This is a genomic window from Bacillus tequilensis KCTC 13622 (assembly GCF_000507145.1).
GTDB classification, from domain to species: Bacteria; Bacillota; Bacilli; order Bacillales; family Bacillaceae; genus Bacillus; species Bacillus tequilensis.
Genome location: NZ_AYTO01000001.1, coordinates 141,116 through 153,728, shown reverse-complemented (window position 1 = coordinate 153,728; position 12,613 = coordinate 141,116). Strand labels below are relative to the sequence as shown.

Here is a 12,613-nt window from a genome sequence, read left to right as displayed (position 1 = left end):
CCCGGCTCAACAAAGCCGGGTGTTTTTTTATCGTTCAGACAGAATTCGCTCTGCTTCGCTGCGCCTGTTCAAACACATTGTACTGCTCAGTCCTGATTTTTTCTAAAACAGCTCGGTACAGGTGAGCTGCCGTTTCCACCGCCTTTTGCGAATACTTAGGGAAAAGCGGCAAGGCATCCAGGCACTCTTCAAGATAGGCTTCCGCTTCAAAAGCGATATACTCCCACGTCATCGTGAACGCTTTATTTACAGTGCCTTTTTGGAGATCAGCCTCTGTATAGCCGAATTGCTGCATGACCTGGCGGGGAATGCGGTTTTTTTGCTGATCTGAGCCAAGATCACTTAAGAAGCGAATCAGCTGTATGGCCAAGCCGAGAGAGACGGCTGCTTGTTTGAGCTGATCTTGTTTGCGGCGTGTCAGTATCGGCAGCAGCATCAATCCGGCAGCACCGCCCGTCTGATATGCGTACATGAGCAGTTCATCAAGGCCATCATACGGCTTGGCATCTTCTTTTTGTGCGGCAATAAACTCCCGAAAAGGTTCGCTGTCCAATGTAAAGGTCTGATACGCATGATCAAAAGCCTTCCATATATGGTGATTACCGTTATTTGTCCTTTTGTAAACATGATCAGCCTCAGCTTCAAATGAGGGCAATGCCTTTTCGTCTGCACTGGCCGCCGTGTGGCAAAACGACAATACTGCCCAAGCGGCTTGTCTTTGCTTTAGCGGGAGATATGATAATGCTTTGAAACAGGCTGGCGCGTATTCGCCAACAATCTGTCCGCATTGCTGGTAAGCTTCTTTTATCTCTTTCATTTTTCTCACTCCTATGTATCACTGCTTCTTCAAGTCTAGTATGTTTTTTCTTAATTGTATATGAAGAAAATGCCGATTTTTCCTTTGTAAAAGTAACCATACGCAGCATGCTGCTAAACCTCGGATACCTAGTCTGAACAGAATCATCGACGAGATATGCTTTTTTATTTTTAATGCTATACAACAGATAGAATGTAAACATTTCTCGATCATTACTTCAATAAAAGAGGAATCATGGAAAAAAGGGCTAATTGTTATTTGATACATGATAGGATTGGAGTGAGTTCAGTGATAAAATTTTTCGAATATAACTGGCAGGTTAGAGATCAATGGTTTGCTTGGTGTCATCAACTAACCACTGAAGAATTACTTAAAAACCGTCTTGGCGGAGTAAAGAATATTTTATATACCCTTTTTCATATTATTGATGTGGAATATAGTTGGATTCGTGCGATCCAAGGAAAAGAAGATATCTCTGTTCAGTTCGCTGATTATCAAACACTCAATAAAGTGAAATCTCTCTCAAATACATTCCGAAGTGAAATAATTGATGTTTTAGAAACATATTCAGATCAAATAAAAGATGAACTTGTAAGCGTTCCTTGGGAGAAAAGTGTTTTATATACGCGAGACGAAATATTACACCATATCATCGCTCACGAAATTCACCATATTGGTCAACTTTCTGTATGGGCTAGGGAATTAAAGGTAAGCCCGGTATCAGCTAGTTTTATCGGCAGAACATTAAAACCTATTCATTCTTATTGAAGGAACGCGGGGACAATTCGATCGTGCTGTTGTACAAAAAAAGATAGATAGAGCATATATTTCTCTGCCCATCTATCCTTTTATTTAAATCTATACATCTCTGGCTTTTCATCACATTTGCATTGAACCTATCTCTCGTCAATATCAATGCGGTACGCTTCAAACCATGTATGGATTTGGGCGAGGTGGGCGATCAGCTGAGGCCCTTTCATGAGCTGTCCGAACCACGGAACCTTGAAGGAGGAGCCTTCCGTTTCTAAAAGCTGATCCAATTGTTTTCTGTCCAGCAGGGTATGGAGCACGGAGTCCTTTTGGCCTCTGATCGTTTTCAGCCATTCGCTGACGCCTTTTGTATATTCCGGGTGGTGTGTCTTCGGATATGGGCTTTTTTTGCGATACAGGATATCATCAGGCAAAATGCCTTCAAGCGCTTTACGCAAAATGCCTTTTTCCCGGCCGTCATGCATTTTCATTTCCCACGGAATATTCCAGACGTATTCCACGAGCCGGTGATCGGCAAACGGCACCCGCACTTCCAGGCTAGCCCCCATGCTCATGCGGTCCTTTCGATCCAAAAGGTTCGTCATAAACCAAAGCATATTTAAATAGAACAGCTGCCTTCTTGCTTTGTCCACGCCGGTTTCTCCGTCTAACAATGGCGTTTCCGCCAAGGTTTCTTCGTATTTGGCATTGACATATTCTTTGAGATTCAATTTGGTCTGCCATGAATCAGAAAGCAGCTTGATCCGCTCCTCTGTCGACCTCATCCACGGAAAGCCCGACTCAGCGTCTGCCATATGGAACCACGGGTACCCGCCGAAAATCTCATCCGCGCACTCTCCCGACAGGCTGACGACAAAATCCTTTTTGATTTCCCGGCAAAACCACAGCAGAGATGAGTCGACATCCGCCATACCAGGCAAGTCTTTGACAAGCACGGCTTCCTCCAAATGATCGACGAGATCCTGTTGGCTGATGATGCATCTGTGGTGGGTCGTGCCGAAGGCCTCTGTCATTTTTTCAATCCAAGGCCCATCGTCATTCGGTTGAAAAGCGCTTGCTTGGAAAAATTTATCGTTCTCTTCGTAATCAATCGAATAAGTATGAAGCGGCGCTTTTCCTTCCTTTTCAAAATGGCCCGCCGCAATCGCTGTAATCGCGCTTGAGTCAAGTCCGCCGGATAGGAACGTACAAACCGGCACATCAGACACAAGCTGCCGCGTCACCGCGTCCTGAAACAGCGATCTGACATTTGCAACCGTGTCATCAAAGCTGTCCGTATGTGTTTTGCTTTCGACATTCCAATAACGCCACATATTCAGCCCGTCTTTAGAAAACGTAAGCGCATGAGCTGGCCGGACTTCTTCTATGCCTTTAAATACGCCGGTCCCAGGGGTTCTGGAAGGTCCGAGCCCGAAAATTTCAGAAAGCCCTGTTCTGTCCACCCGCGCTTTTACCTCAGGGTGTGCGAGAATCGCTTTGATTTCTGACCCGAAGAGAAAAGAAGATCCTTGCTCCGTATAAAAAAACGGCTTCACGCCGAGACGGTCTCTCGCGGCAAACAGCAGATCACGCTTTTCATCCCACACTGCAAAAGCGAATATGCCATTAAGATGATCTACACAGTCCTCCTGCCATTCAATGTAGCTGTGCAGCAGCACCTCGGTATCTGACGTCCGCTCAAACCGATGGCCCCGCGCCTGCAATTCTTTGCGCAGATCTTCCGTGTTATACAGCTCACCGTTGTAAATAATGGTGTACGTATCCCCTTTATAGGTGCATGCCATCGGCTGGCGCCCGCCTTCAATATCGACAACCGCAAGCCTTTTATGTCCGAATAAAACATGATGCTCTCCCCAAACGTTAGAATCATCAGGACCCCGTTTGGAAAGAGTGTCTGTCATTCTGTACATCGTTTGTTTTTCCTGGACGAGCTGCTTTTTAAAATCGACCCAACCCGTAATTCCGCACATGTGATATCAGCTCCAATCCCGTTTCTTTCGCCACAATTTCGTTTCTTTCAGCACCTTAGTAAGTTTATGCAACTATAGGCAGATAGTTGATTTGTCCACAAAAGAGTTGTATGGAACAGGCTTGAATTGGAAAAAAAGGAGAGGAAAGAAGAAAAAGGAGACGGCTTGCATGAAGCGGAAACAATTGTTATATCAAGAAGAACAAAAATGGGAATACGGCACCATCCTCATCGAAGACGGCCTCTGTTTAATCGAAAACGGAGAAGGCGATATCCTGCTGGCGGACAGTATGCGCCACAGCTCAATCTGGATACAGCATAAAGGAAAATGGGAACAGGCCGGCTTTCAGGGTCAAATGGCACTGACTTGCGGCGGCGAAAACATCTCCCTTTCAGGCGGAGAACGCATCCGTTATGAAAAATCGGTCAAGCGGCCTCTCATGGCGCTTTTAGATTCGCTTGATGACGAAACCTTTCTCGCATTTTTACAGCATTTGCACAGCTTCGGCTTATCGGTATTCGATTGCGTGTTTTCTTATAATAAAGGAGTCTTTTCGCATACATCGGAGGAGCAGGGTGTTTCTTTTTATCACTTTTCAAACGACACCGCCCAATGTGCCATGCAGCATCACTACAGCCATGACGGGAGAGGAGACCGATTCGAATGGACGGCTTCAAATGGAAAGAGATCCATTATGTATTCAGCGGTGCAGCGGGGCCGCAAATAAAAAAAGCGGTGCAGCGAGCACCGCTTTTTGATTACTTTTCAACGACGACTTTTACATCCTTGCTTTCTTTTTTATCTGTATCAGCAGCTGTGACGTACAGCACGGTTCCGGCTTTTTGTTTTTTGATTTTCACTGTGAACGTTCCTTTCGCGTCTGCTTTGGCAGAAGCAATGACTTTCTTTGCTTTGTTTTTCACTTTGATCATCGCCTTGCTGTTCGCTTTTCCTTTCACTGCCGTATCCTTCGTTTTCACTGCGTTTACTTTCGGTGTTCCGGAAGGTTTTCCTTTGACAACGACAACTTTATAAGAGGTTTTCGCATCGCCTTTTGCCGCTTTCACATACAGGACTTGATCCTGTTTTTGAATCGGGATATTGACTTTGAACGCACCGTCTTTCCCGGCTTTGGCGCTGCCGAGTTTTTTCTTGCCGTTCATTACCTCGATCAACGTGCCTTCCTTCGCTTTTCCTCTTACGGCTGTTTGTGTGCTTTCCAGTTTGTTGACCTTGAGCTGCAGATCAGCTGCACTGACAGCCTTCATGACATTCAGCCGTCCGTAGCCTGAGTGCCAGTCTACACCAGGCGTCTTCGGAATGACGATTGGATCGCCATTATCGTCATACAATTCCTCTTCTTCGCCATCGACGCTTTCAAAGGAAATATCGTCCGCCGTCTTTTTCAACATATCCTCAACTTCTGTTCTTTTCAGCTTAGGGTTTTGAGCAAACAGCAAGCCTGCAGCTGCGGCAGCATATGGCGTTGCCATGGATGTTCCGCTCATGTACGTGACATTTCCGTTCGGCACTAAGCTCGGGATATCAGACCCTGGAGCGGAGATGTCCAGACCTTTTCCATAGTTAGAAAAATCCGCGGTCATATCCATGCGGTTCGTTGCGCCGACTGACATTACATATTTAGAAGATGCAGGATAGGATAATGAATTGGCTCCGTCATTCCCGCTGGCTGCGGCAACCAAGACATTTTTGTCAGCTGCATATTTCAAAGCAAATTCAAGCACGCGGCTGTAGCCTCCGCCTAAACTTAAATTAATCACCTTTGCTCCTTTGTCAGCAGCATATTTGATGCCGAGGGCAATTTGTTCAGTATCTCCGGAGCCTGTTGAATCAAGCACTTTGACCGGAATAATTTTCGCTTTGGCGTTCAATCCAGTCATTGAATAGCCGTTATCGCTTTGGGCGGCAATAATGCCGGCGACGTGTGTCCCATGCCCCTGATCATCCATTGCGCTGTTATTCCGGCCGACAAAATTGTGTCCGAGATCTGTTCTTACTTTTCCTTTTAAATCAGCAAGGGTGCTGTCCACACCTGTGTCTACTACCGCAATCAATGTATCGTTCAGCTTGCGTTTGGACAGCAAGCTGCTGGCAGGTTCGTATTTCAGATCCGCATTTTTGACCCCGCCGTTTTCACCGTTGTTTTTAAGCGGCCATTGGTAAGGATACTGAATATCGTTTGAGAGGCTTTTGTATTCCTGCACAGGCTCCGCAAACTCTACATTAGACATCTTGGATAATGTCGCGGCAGCGCTTTTGACCCGTTTGGCACTTGCCGTATATGCGCCGTTCTGTTTCTCGTCTTTTGGAATTTCAAATGAGTATAGATTGTCAAACAGTTTCTTTGCCTTTTTCACATTGGAAATGTCTTTTTTCGATTGCGCGCTTGCAGAGAAGCCCTTCATTTCATTATGTACGGATGAGAGGCTTTTATTGTTCTTCACCTTGAAAATGACCTTTGTTGTCTGAACTTCACTTTTCGCGGCAATATTGTTTTCTGTTAAAATTGCCCCTGCTGTTTTGCCTTGCAGCTTGTTGATATTTAATCGTTCCGCCTGTTTCTTTATCTCCTCTTTAAGGAAAGACGGGACTGATTGTAAAGCTGTATCGTAAAGACGATTGATGGCTTTTTGATCCTTTTCAGTCACCTTATATGATGATGACGCACCGTTTTCTGACACATCATCAAACATCGGTTTTAATGTCACAAGATCCTGATAGATTTCATTTCTCGCTGTTTTATTGAGTGCGAGTTTCGCAACGATAAACGGCGCCGCTTTATAGTAAAGGCTTGTCAGCTCTTTGCCTTCTGCTGTTTGGCTTAACTGCTCATCACGAATCGCTCTCAGCTTGTCGAGGATGCTTTTTCCTGATTTCTTCTGATCGACACTCATTTCCACCGGACAAGATTCTTCCTCTTCTAAATCTGACGGCTGTTTTTTGGTGCCTTTATATCCAATCGAATACTTGGCTTCCGCAGCTGCTTTCGCCGTTCCGCCGTCCTCTGGTTCTTCGTCTCCAAGGTATTCAACTTTTACATAGTAAGGGCCGCTCCACGCGTATGGAAAATTGATTTCGCTTTTTCCATCCTCCGCTGTGTAAGAACGGTACATCTCAAACGTTTCATCTTTAAGCGCTTTTTCCTTACTTGGATATACAGATACATTCAGTATGGAATCACTCTTTACAGTCAGTGCCATATGTGAGTTTTTCTGAATATCTGCTTTTCCCGGGGTCACTTTGTACCATTTCACCTGTTCCGGTTCTTTCATAGTCCCTGTCTGCTCTTTTCCGTTTTCCAGAGCAGGCGCCTGATCGATTGCACCGGCAGCAGCCGCTTTGGTTCCCGGAGAAAAAAGGCTGAAGATCAGTGCAATAATGAGCACTGCCGCCACAAACGAACTGAATTTTTTACGTTTCATGATATCCCTCCTGCAAAATAATGAATCTTCTTGAAGGTATCATAAATTCATAGGACGAGATACCGCTTACAGGGAATTTTAAGGTTATTTTAAATGATTTGGAATATACGGGAGTAAACACCTAAAAACCCGACTCCATCAAAGGGCCGGGTTCACGTTTTTTCTATTAAAACAATTGAAAACCGATTGGCAAATGCAGACCGAGCAGCACTGTCAGGACAAGAACGATGACGAAGGCGATCCATAGGCCTCCGGTTGATTTTTCTTTTTTCTTGCGGATGAGGAGCATTTCCATCAGGCAGATGGTGATAATGCCAAGAATCATTTTGCCGGCGTATTCTCCGTTCCAATTGGCAAAACGGACAAACAGCTCAGCTCCTGTCAAAATAATAAGGATATAGAATAACCGCAGAATCATATGAGTGATTTTTGCGCCCTTCGCACTTCCTGACGCATACAGCGAGTAGCTGACGAAAAGCAGAATCAGCGCTACCACCCATGTCGTAATATGTATGTGTGTCATACAGGTTCCCCCTATCAGATAAAATTACCCCACTTATAGTACCATGAACTTGTCCTCTGCCACAAAGATGAATCTCAGAAAAAACGAGCGGAGCCGAAACCGCCCTCCTGTTTGGTTCAGCCGATTTGGTTTGACAGCGTTCCGATCCGGTCTATCGTAATGTCGATTTTATCGCCTGACCGCAGGAATTTAGGCGGCGTAAAGCCCTTTCCGACCCCAGACGGCGTCCCGGTGGCAATAATGTCTCCAGCTTCAAGCGTCATCCCTTTTGAGAGGGTTTCAATTAATTCCGGAATGGAAAAAATCATATCGCTTGCCGAACCAGATTGGCGCAGCTCGCCGTTGACTCTCGTTTCAACTTTAAGGCGGTCAGGCTCCTGAATTGATGATTTATGTACAAGCACGGGTCCCATCGGACATGTCGTATCCAGACTTTTTCCGATAAAAAACTGCTTATGCCTTTTTTGCAGATCACGCGCCGTGATATCATTCACAATCGTATACCCGAAAATATGGTCATATGCGTCTTCTTTTGATATGCGGGTGCCGCTTTTTCCGATGACGACAGCAAGCTCTCCTTCATAATCGAGCTGAGAGGTGACCTCTTCATGACTGCTTACGATATCACCATGCCCTGTTACGGTTACCGGCGATTTTGTAAATACCATCGGATGCTCTGGAATGTCAGCCTCACTCCCCATTTCAATCGCATGATCCCGATAGTTTTTGCCGATGCAGATGATATTTTTTGACGGCCTGGGAATGGGTGCATGGAGCTTCACCTCAGATAATGAATACATAAATGACCCCAGCTCATCATTCGGTTTCTTTGCCCACTCGGCCAGCTGCCTTGCATGCGCAACAAACTTCTCCCCTTCTGCGATACATTCAATCAGCGATCCCGGAATCGTCTCAAGTTCAAACAGTTTTTTTTCAGCCTTTTGTAAATCCATAATTTTCTCATCATCAATGATCAGGCCGACAAACATTCGGTTGTAAAGTTCCCCTGTCGCAAATTTCATGTTATTCCTCCATCATCTTTTAAATCAGAATGCTCCTTCATGTATTCTCTGTCGAATGCTGAAATTCCTTTTTCTCATATCCGTTTTCATTTCGTTTCAGGACGGGCCTGCTGCACATATCATACAAATGTCGTTTTGAGGAGGAGGTAAGAATATGGAGAACGTACATTTATTTTTTCATCGGCAGCAGCTGAATCATAAAGGCACATCCAAGGGGCTTCTAGTTACAGACCGAGCAGTTTCTCCCATTCTTCTCACACAGCGTGACAGAGCGGAAAAGGCATCCTATGAAATCAGCTGGGAAAAGTCCCTGCTTGGCGAACGCACACTTTTTTTGAATGCGGAACAGGATGATCCGTCACTGATGCGACGCAGGCTCGCCTATTGTTTTTTTGATCAGATCGGCGTTCCTGCTCCCGCTGCCTCGTACAGTTTTTTGAGCATCAACGGCCAGCCGGAAGGTATTTATTTGAGCATCCGGAACCATCACTTGGCCCATAGAGCAGACTGCCTGTTGAAGACCGTCGATCCGAGGGTACCTCTTTCCATTTTTAAAGAGGAAGCTTCCGCGTTTTCACACGAATTTCGCACGCTGATCTGTACAGCAGAAGATGACGAGTTGGCTGACCGGATTAAAATGTATCTGGATGTCAAACGGTTTTTCCTGTGGCTGATCGGCAGCGCCTGCACCAGCCAAGGCTTTTACTATGCATTTTGCGCAAACGAATCCGGACGGCTCCTTGTTACCCCGATGGAGACAAGAGCACTGGCGGCACCCGTCAGATCTGATGATGATCCTCTGCTGACTAAAGGACGGACGCTGGCGGCAAGGCTGCTCTCCATACCCGCCTTCCGGTCGCAATATCATACTTTAATGAAGAACGTACTGAACCGCTCGTTTACCATTGAACGATTGGCTCCTTTCATCAGCAATTGGCTCTTTGACATTTGTCAAAAATCTGATGATGATCCTTTCATAAAAAAAAGCCCCTCGCAATTCGAAAAGGAGCAGACAAACATACTTAGAGAAATTGAAGAGCGGCAGGACTGTCTACAAGCACACTTAGCCAGACTATAGTCCTTTATTCATGAAAAAGGCCGCAGCAAAAAATGTCGCTTTTTTAGTCAAATTGACGAAAGGCAACCTATTCAGCAAAAATGGGTTATACTAACCATATCCTGTATTTATCAAAATAAAATCTGGAATTGGAGATAGTGTAATGGATAGTAAAATTGAAGAAATGAGAACCACACTAATTGAAACAGCACAAAAATATGGCATGAATTCAGAGGAAACGATTCAATGCAGCCAAGCGCTTGACAGTTTACTAAACAGCCGAATTAAAGAAGAAACGATCTTTGGGGGATATGCTGAAAACTCCTGTATGTGAATCTTTTTCTATAACGGTTTGAATACTGCTCCGCTTTTTGCTCTGCACTTCTGGGATATACCTCGGGGCTAGAGTGTGCCAGCCCAAAAATGAAATCCGCAACACGATATACTCCAAAAAGCATTTCTACACGCCAAAGGAACTGAATCAAAAATCACGCGGCGGATATGCGGCAGTCACTGCCGTATTTCTGCTCAGTCTAGACAATACCCGCTTTGAGAAATATGTAAATGTAACGGCCGAAAAAAATAGTCCAAGCTGATATGCCCCTTTAAATTTTTCTCACACATATGTGCGTTTGTCATAAGCTATCGTGAAAAGCCCAATTGAAAACAAATTCTATTTTTACTTTACTTGGCTTTTTTCAATTTTACAACAAAGGATGTGCTCGTATGCCGGCCATTGTCGGGGCGTTTAAAATTAATGCGATTGGTACGAGCGGAGTCGTTCATATCGGGGACTGCATTACGATTTCTCCTCAGGCACAGGTCAGAACGTTTGCCGGTGCCGGCAGCTTTAATACCGGCGACAGCCTCAAGGTGATGAATTACCAAAACGCGACGAATGTGTATGATAACGATGCGGTAGATCAGCCGATTGCAGGCAATGCGTAAAAGGAGTGAGGCTCATGAATTTCTATATTAATCAAACGATCCAAATTAACTATATACGCCTGGAATCAATCAGCAACTCCTCCGTTCTGCAAATCGGAAGCGCCGGATCAATTAAATCCCTGTCAAACCTGTATAATACGGGAAGCTATGTCGAACCAGCACCAGAGGTTTCAGCCTTAGGGCAGCCGGTTCAGCCGCAGGCACCCGATGCAAGTTCATTGGTCCCTCTCCAGCCACCTGGCCGTTAATTATATGAAAGAGGTGAAGACCATGTATGATCAATCTGTTTCCTCTTACTTACAAAACTTGAATTCCTTTGTTCAGCAGCAGGCACTCCATATTCAGCAGCTCGAACGCCAGCTGAATGAGATTCAATCTGAAATGAATTCGATGAAGCAGCGGCCGGCCACTACCATTGAGCGTGTGGAGTATAAATTTGATCAGCTGAAAATCGAAAGGCTTGATGGGACATTAAATATCGGTTTAAATCCGACTGATCCGAACAGCGTTCAAAACTTTGAAGTCAGCCAATCGACACCTGGAATCGGAATGATGCAGCAGGAAGAGGGCGCCCAGCTCATGCAGCAAATCCGCCAGAATGTCGACATGTACTTAACCGAAGAAATCCCAGATGTTTTAGAACAGCTCGAAAACCAGTACGACAGCAGGCTGGACGATACAAACAGACATCATATCATTGAAGACATCCGAAAACAAATGGACAGCCGCATCCACTATTACATGTCCCATATCAAAAAAGAAGAAAATATTCCGCCTGCACAATATGCGGAACATATCGCTGAGCATGTGAAGCGTGACGTAATCCGTGCTGTAGAACATTTTCTGGAGCATATCCCAGCAGAAATGAAAGGAGATGAGCAAGCATGATCTTTACCGTCATCAACCGCAGCCTGGAGGTCGGGGATATCCGGATGAATGGTGTGTCCAGTTCCTCTGTATTCCACATCGGAGACACTGAATCCATCTATCTCTCTTCGATTTTTGATACACCGCCTGAATCTCTTATTATCGGGCCGCTTGCTCCGATTTCGCCGGCATAATGTTAAAACGTATCCCACGCATCAGAATGATTAAATTCAATTCACTTGGTATAGCAAGCGTGTTTCAAGCCGGTGATACAAACGAAATCGACATGAGTATAAGAGTATTTGCTGTTCAGCGCTCGCTGGCTACGTTTTACTATAACGAAGGCTCATTTAACAGAAAGGAGTACCCGATTTTTCAGCAGCAGGTATTGAGGCAGATTCCTGAAACTAGCGTACAAAGCGCATTTTGCCACGAGATGCCGGCTATTTTTGTTCGCAATGTCAAAATTCAAGGGGTCTCCGCTGCTTCTGTTTTTCATGCTGGATCAGCTTCGATTGTTCGCGGCGACGCGAGAATCAAACATATTAGGCAGATTCAGTCTCCGCGCTCACAATCGCCCGCCAAGAGCATATAATAAACAGAGACTTCGATAAAGGGTGTCGTTTATGCCAGCAATTGTCGGGCCTATAGCTATCAATTCCATATCGGGCGGAGTCGTAAACTTTGGTGATTCCTTTTACTTATCTCCGAAAAGCTCTTCAAAATCTGCGCTCGGTTCGGGAGCAGGAAATACGGGAGATTTCCTTCTATTAAACAACGCAGTCAACGCGACAAATTATATAGACCCCGATGTCAGCGATCAGGATATGGTTGGAAACGGATAAAAGCAGCCACTCTGCAAAGAGAGGGCTGCTTTTTAGTCATGTTTTCTTTTGTCGATCATTTGATTTTTTTGTTTTGATCAGCTTCTCTGACGGCTGTTTTCGGATCCATTTGACAAATCGGGCAAGCTGCGGGTCGCTTCTGAGTTCATTGATTCCGTTTAAGCGAACCGCAAGCTCTTGATTGGTATATAAGGCATGAATTTGTTTATGGCAAGGAATACAGAGCATTGCTGTCGGCAGAAACGTTCCGCCTTCCTCTTTCGGTGTGAGGTGGTGCTCTGTCAGCTGGACATCGCTCCGGCCGCACAGCTCACATATTCCGGCAGTCTGCTTTGCCATTTCCGCTGTCC

The 12,613-nt window shown here is 45.3% G+C and carries 15 protein-coding genes and 1 pseudogene; 10 read left to right on the top strand and 6 right to left on the bottom strand.

Translation table 11 applies throughout. From position 1 onward, the window contains the following. Positions 1 to 34: 34 nt before the first annotated feature. A pseudogene (locus V756_RS01000000121640) lies at positions 35 to 839 on the bottom strand (phytoene/squalene synthase family protein). A gap of 266 nt (positions 840 to 1,105) precedes the next feature. On the opposite strand from V756_RS01000000121640, the gene V756_RS0100770 reads away from it, so the two are divergent. Next, positions 1,106 to 1,585 (top strand): DinB family protein, encoded by a 480-nt coding sequence (locus V756_RS0100770; RefSeq protein ID WP_024712966.1) that lies wholly within the window; start codon positions 1,106 to 1,108, stop codon positions 1,583 to 1,585. 128 nt (positions 1,586 to 1,713) lie between these two features. Here the strand turns inward: V756_RS0100770 and asnB are convergent, their stop codons facing one another. Next, positions 1,714 to 3,558, bottom strand: a complete 1,845-nt coding sequence (gene asnB / locus V756_RS0100765; protein ID WP_024712965.1) for an asparagine synthase (glutamine-hydrolyzing) — start codon at positions 3,556 to 3,558, stop codon at positions 1,714 to 1,716. Between the two features lie 169 nt (positions 3,559 to 3,727). Here asnB and V756_RS0100760 point away from each other — a divergent pair, with 169 nt between their 5' ends. After that, positions 3,728 to 4,285 carry a DUF2777 domain-containing protein gene (locus tag V756_RS0100760; RefSeq protein ID WP_024712964.1) on the top strand — a complete coding sequence of 186 codons (558 nt, stop codon included), beginning with the start codon at positions 3,728 to 3,730 and terminating at the stop codon, positions 4,283 to 4,285. A gap of 31 nt (positions 4,286 to 4,316) precedes the next feature. On the opposite strand, the gene wprA is transcribed toward V756_RS0100760, so the two are convergent. From wprA to V756_RS0100745, 3 genes are all read right to left on the bottom strand, one after another. Then, positions 4,317 to 7,001 (bottom strand): cell wall-associated protease WprA, encoded by a 2,685-nt coding sequence (gene wprA, locus V756_RS0100755; RefSeq protein ID WP_024712963.1) that lies wholly within the window; start codon positions 6,999 to 7,001, stop codon positions 4,317 to 4,319. Between the two features lie 166 nt (positions 7,002 to 7,167). After that, positions 7,168 to 7,524 (bottom strand): YisL family protein, encoded by a 357-nt coding sequence (locus V756_RS0100750; protein ID WP_024712962.1) that lies wholly within the window; start codon positions 7,522 to 7,524, stop codon positions 7,168 to 7,170. A 116-nt stretch (positions 7,525 to 7,640) separates the two neighbouring features. Then, on the bottom strand, positions 7,641 to 8,546 hold the full coding sequence (locus V756_RS0100745) for a fumarylacetoacetate hydrolase family protein (RefSeq protein ID WP_024712961.1): 906 nt from the start codon (positions 8,544 to 8,546) through the stop codon (positions 7,641 to 7,643). 154 nt (positions 8,547 to 8,700) lie between these two features. Between V756_RS0100745 and V756_RS0100740 the strand changes: the two genes are divergently transcribed. From V756_RS0100740 to V756_RS0100705, 8 genes are all read left to right on the top strand, one after another. Then, positions 8,701 to 9,624, top strand: a complete 924-nt coding sequence (locus tag V756_RS0100740; protein ID WP_024712960.1) for a CotH kinase family protein — start codon at positions 8,701 to 8,703, stop codon at positions 9,622 to 9,624. Between the two features lie 142 nt (positions 9,625 to 9,766). Continuing rightward, a complete protein-coding gene (locus V756_RS0100735; protein ID WP_024712959.1) occupies positions 9,767 to 9,937 on the top strand; it encodes an aspartyl-phosphate phosphatase Spo0E family protein in 171 nt (56 codons plus the stop codon). A 392-nt stretch (positions 9,938 to 10,329) separates the two neighbouring features. Continuing rightward, positions 10,330 to 10,551, top strand: coding sequence for a spore germination protein (locus tag V756_RS0100730; protein ID WP_024712958.1), 222 nt, complete (start codon positions 10,330 to 10,332; stop codon positions 10,549 to 10,551). A gap of 14 nt (positions 10,552 to 10,565) precedes the next feature. After that, positions 10,566 to 10,799: a spore germination protein GerPB gene (locus tag V756_RS0100725; RefSeq protein WP_024712957.1), complete on the top strand. Its 234-nt coding sequence runs from the start codon at positions 10,566 to 10,568 to the stop codon at positions 10,797 to 10,799. A gap of 22 nt (positions 10,800 to 10,821) precedes the next feature. Next, positions 10,822 to 11,439, top strand: coding sequence for a spore germination protein GerPC (locus tag V756_RS0100720; protein WP_024712956.1), 618 nt, complete (start codon positions 10,822 to 10,824; stop codon positions 11,437 to 11,439). Beyond that, on the top strand, positions 11,436 to 11,612 hold the full coding sequence (gene gerPD, locus V756_RS0100715; protein WP_024712955.1) for a spore germination protein GerPD: 177 nt from the start codon (positions 11,436 to 11,438) through the stop codon (positions 11,610 to 11,612). The genes V756_RS0100720 and gerPD overlap by 4 nt, the downstream gene beginning before the upstream one ends. Beyond that, positions 11,612 to 12,013, top strand: a complete 402-nt coding sequence (locus V756_RS0100710; RefSeq protein ID WP_032681529.1) for a spore germination protein GerPE — start codon at positions 11,612 to 11,614, stop codon at positions 12,011 to 12,013. Before gerPD ends, V756_RS0100710 begins: the two co-directional genes overlap by 1 nt. A gap of 31 nt (positions 12,014 to 12,044) precedes the next feature. Further along, positions 12,045 to 12,263 (top strand): spore germination protein, encoded by a 219-nt coding sequence (locus V756_RS0100705; protein WP_010333667.1) that lies wholly within the window; start codon positions 12,045 to 12,047, stop codon positions 12,261 to 12,263. Positions 12,264 to 12,299: 36 nt separating this feature from the next. Here the strand turns inward: V756_RS0100705 and hlpB are convergent, their stop codons facing one another. Then, positions 12,300 to 12,602 (bottom strand): HNH nuclease-like protein HlpB, encoded by a 303-nt coding sequence (gene hlpB, locus V756_RS0100700; protein WP_024712953.1) that lies wholly within the window; start codon positions 12,600 to 12,602, stop codon positions 12,300 to 12,302. Positions 12,603 to 12,613 lie beyond the last annotated feature (11 nt).

Coding starts and splice junctions, on each gene's coding strand:
- asnB (WP_024712965.1), bottom strand. CDS start 3,558: ATGTGCGGAATTACGGGTTGGGTCGATTTTAAAAAGCAGCTCGTCCAG.
- V756_RS0100760 (WP_024712964.1), top strand. CDS start 3,728: ATGAAGCGGAAACAATTGTTATATCAAGAAGAACAAAAATGGGAATAC.
- wprA (WP_024712963.1), bottom strand. CDS start 7,001: ATGAAACGTAAAAAATTCAGTTCGTTTGTGGCGGCAGTGCTCATTATT.
- V756_RS0100750 (WP_024712962.1), bottom strand. CDS start 7,524: ATGACACACATACATATTACGACATGGGTGGTAGCGCTGATTCTGCTT.
- V756_RS0100745 (WP_024712961.1), bottom strand. CDS start 8,546: ATGAAATTTGCGACAGGGGAACTTTACAACCGAATGTTTGTCGGCCTG.
- V756_RS0100740 (WP_024712960.1), top strand. CDS start 8,701: ATGGAGAACGTACATTTATTTTTTCATCGGCAGCAGCTGAATCATAAA.
- V756_RS0100735 (WP_024712959.1), top strand. CDS start 9,767: ATGGATAGTAAAATTGAAGAAATGAGAACCACACTAATTGAAACAGCA.
- V756_RS0100730 (WP_024712958.1), top strand. CDS start 10,330: ATGCCGGCCATTGTCGGGGCGTTTAAAATTAATGCGATTGGTACGAGC.
- V756_RS0100725 (WP_024712957.1), top strand. CDS start 10,566: ATGAATTTCTATATTAATCAAACGATCCAAATTAACTATATACGCCTG.
- V756_RS0100720 (WP_024712956.1), top strand. CDS start 10,822: ATGTATGATCAATCTGTTTCCTCTTACTTACAAAACTTGAATTCCTTT.
- gerPD (WP_024712955.1), top strand. CDS start 11,436: ATGATCTTTACCGTCATCAACCGCAGCCTGGAGGTCGGGGATATCCGG.
- V756_RS0100710 (WP_032681529.1), top strand. CDS start 11,612: ATGTTAAAACGTATCCCACGCATCAGAATGATTAAATTCAATTCACTT.
- V756_RS0100705 (WP_010333667.1), top strand. CDS start 12,045: ATGCCAGCAATTGTCGGGCCTATAGCTATCAATTCCATATCGGGCGGA.
- hlpB (WP_024712953.1), bottom strand. CDS start 12,602: ATGGCAAAGCAGACTGCCGGAATATGTGAGCTGTGCGGCCGGAGCGAT.